The 3036-nt window shown below is 55.6% G+C and carries 1 protein-coding gene; it reads left to right on the top strand.

Annotation, left to right across the window (positions count from 1 at the left end; genetic code table 11):
* Positions 1-572 precede the first annotated feature (572 nt).
* Positions 573-1832, top strand: a complete 1260-nt coding sequence (locus AC0L3S_RS38860) for a tyrosine-type recombinase/integrase (protein WP_473285214.1) — start codon at positions 573-575, stop codon at positions 1830-1832.
* Positions 1833-3036 lie beyond the last annotated feature (1204 nt).

Genomic DNA, 3036 nt, shown 5'->3' with positions numbered 1-3036 from the left:
ACTTCCGTCTCTGCATGACCACCTCCGGCTTGATAAAACACCCAATCTCGGTGTCCATCAAACCGGCAGCAGCTCAGACGTCCAAAACACAATGAGGACCTTTCGCAGAAGGAAGATGCGGAGACGCGGGGTTAGCCCTGCAGCGTGAGATCGATCGACCGCGAAAACAGCCTGGGCTTGGGACGAGCGTGCGATGACAATCAAGGCCTTCGGCAGGCAACAAGAAGAGGACTGCGTGCTCTATCGATCATTGGTCTGCCTGTTCGATTTTGCGAGAAGATCGCCGATCTTGCGATAGGGGAAAGGAACAACTTTACTCCAACTCAGACGCCTCTATTCTAGTTTCGTTCTTTAACAGCTGCGCCAAGGGCGTCGATGACACGTCGAGCGCGACCGAATATTGAACCTTATACCCCGCTTCGCCTTAGCGACGCAGTGAAGATCGCGTTTCCTTTGGGTGGCATGACCGTCGCGGGTTTGCGTCGGGAGCACGATCGTAACCGATTGGTCATTGAAAAAATTGCCGGCAAGGAGTTTACAACGCTGGCTCATATCGAACGAATGCGAGAGCTATGCCGCAACGAAGCAAGGGAGCAAGACTTCAGCTCAGGGCCGCTCGCCGAGATAAGAGCGGAAGGATCACTCACCAGGCAACGTGGATCATCAGAGACAACGGCCGGGATGTCAGCACAGGCTGCCCTGCAGTTCAGATTGCGGGTGCGGAAGAAAAGCTGAAGGATCATATAATCTCTAAATGCTTTCCGAAGCGACGAGTCCGCCACATCGACGATATTGCGATCGCGGATCTCCTCTCCATTTATTTGGATGCGCAGCTGGACAAGCTCCGGGAGCGTTTCAATGTGGATAGCGAAAGCGAAGATACTGTCTCGGACATTCGCAAATTCAAGAGGCGAATTGAACGGCTGAACGAGTGGTGGGGAGCAAAGATGCTAGGCGAGCTCAACGGGGAGGCATGTCGCTCGTATGCGAGGAAGCGTGGCAAGAAGGGAGGCGCGCGCCGAGACCTTGAAGATCTCCGCGCTGCAATCGGTCACCATGCGGTCGAAGGATATCATAGGGGAATTGTTAGAGTATCGCTGCCTGAGAAGGGGCAACCGCGTGACAAGTGGCTGACGCGTAGCGACGCGGCCAGATTGATTTGGGCCTGCTGGCGCTATCGCGAAATGCAGAAGGGATCGCGCCGGTCACTGGACGAGGTCAAGGTCCCGACAAGTAGGCGTCCGCTACGCCACCTTGCTCGTTTCATTTTGCTGGGCATCTATAGCGGGACCCGTGCGGGAGCTATTGCAGCCGCATCTCCGATTGCAGCGATCAGTCGCTCCTATGTCGATTTGGAACGCGGGCACTATTACCGCCTAAAACAGGGTTGCGCTAAAACCAACAAACGGCAGCCCACGGTTCCGATACCCTTGCGCCTGCTTGCTCACCTGCGACGTTGGCATCGGATTGATCCGGAGGCTAAGTATTTCGTCGAATACAACGGAAAAGGTGTTAGCTCAGTCAAAACAGCATTCAAGAGTGCTGTAAGGCTTGCAGGGCTGGGTCAGGGTATCTCCCCTCAAACGCTTCGACATACTGCAGCGACTTGGCTCATGCAAAGAGGCGCGGATCCTTGGCAGGCAGCAGGTTATCTCGGAATGTCGCTTAAGGTGCTCCTCAACACCTATGGCCATCACCATCCCGACTATTTGGCCGATGCAGTCGAGAAGATTGCGAAGCGCGATCCAGCTAGCGAACGAAGGGCGCACGTATCTCGAGCAGTTTCTGATGCTGTGGCTCCGACGAAAGGGCGGGGCCTGGTGGGCTACTGACTCCATCGGCGCTTCGATCTGCAACACGAGCCTTCGCATTCTGCAGAGGATCGCATTCCAGATCGAGATGTTACGCCCCTAAGCTGTCGAATATGTCGCCTCCCCTATATTGGGACTGTTGCTCCCCGTTTTCGACGACGATGGATAGCCGCCGCGCTGTCCCTCCTTTGCAAAGCATCGATTCTTCCGCTCTTTGCGCCGAAGGGCTTTCGTCCATTCTCGAAGCAAACGCTTTGCTGGTAAAAGGCAGATCGGTATCGAAAGCCAAAGGCTCCTAGAGCAGTTAACAGCCAGGGCCAGAGCCCCCCATTTGGTAATGCTTCTCTCTGAACGGTGGCCCCCGTCAGCCTCTGGTACAGGGCCAAAGGGATGCAAAACGCCGCCAAGATCAAGGATGCTGTTAAAAGTAGCACGCCCAGTTTGCGCATTTCGCTGCGGCGCACGCACCTAAAATCGTCTCATCCGAAAGCATCAAATGCCCCTGCGCATTTGCGCTGGGGGACTTCCAAATGAGCGTTGCATCTTGGTTGCTGATCTGGGCGATCGGCAACGCGCTATTTTGTCGTTAGGATGGTGAAAACGGCGGATCGACCCCGGTCTATGCCTCCATCGCTAATGGAGCAGCCAAAGAAGCGCACTACGCCTTAGCCAAAAGCTGCGGCCAGCGTCACGCTCGCGAGGACACGCCAGATCAACTCAATCTCCAACCGAAGTGAGCGCGCCCGAGCGATCTCTGTTTCGTTCTACCGGCAGATCGTCGGAGATACGATCAGAAGTAGACAAGCAGCGTATGACGACAATGCCTCTAAGGCCGCCGGCGGGACAGGGTGGCAGAATTGACCGCTAATGCCACTCGTTCTCGCGGCAAAGAGCCGGGCAGGTGCTTAGCTCCTCAAGCCCAGCTCTGATAACGGTCAATTTGTCAAGAACGTTCTCGACTGCGATTGCGGGACTGATGCCGTCCAGCACCTTGCGCCGATGCAGCGGCAGGTCTGAAAGGGCGCGCCGGTTCTTTGTCTTCACATAATTAGCGACATCAATGCTATGGACTTCAGCACTGATGTCTCCTCGCAAGGTAGCGATGCAAGCTCATGCCAGCGACTGAAACCAACGCCACGCCCATGTAGTGAACCGCCCCGGGTTTGCCGGAGGCTCCAACTCCTGAGAGGATGGAGCCATGACGAGCAAGACGACGAACAAGTTT

It is taken from the genome of Bradyrhizobium sp. Ken01 (assembly GCF_055807355.1).
Note: the sequence above shows the minus strand (reverse complement) of the source record. Positions and strands in the feature narration are given on the sequence as shown.

What these genes read in the sequence shown, in the direction of transcription:
- AC0L3S_RS38860 (WP_473285214.1), top strand. Translation starts at nt 573, where the DNA reads ATGCCGCAACGAAGCAAGGGAGCAAGACTTCAGCTCAGGGCCGCTCGC.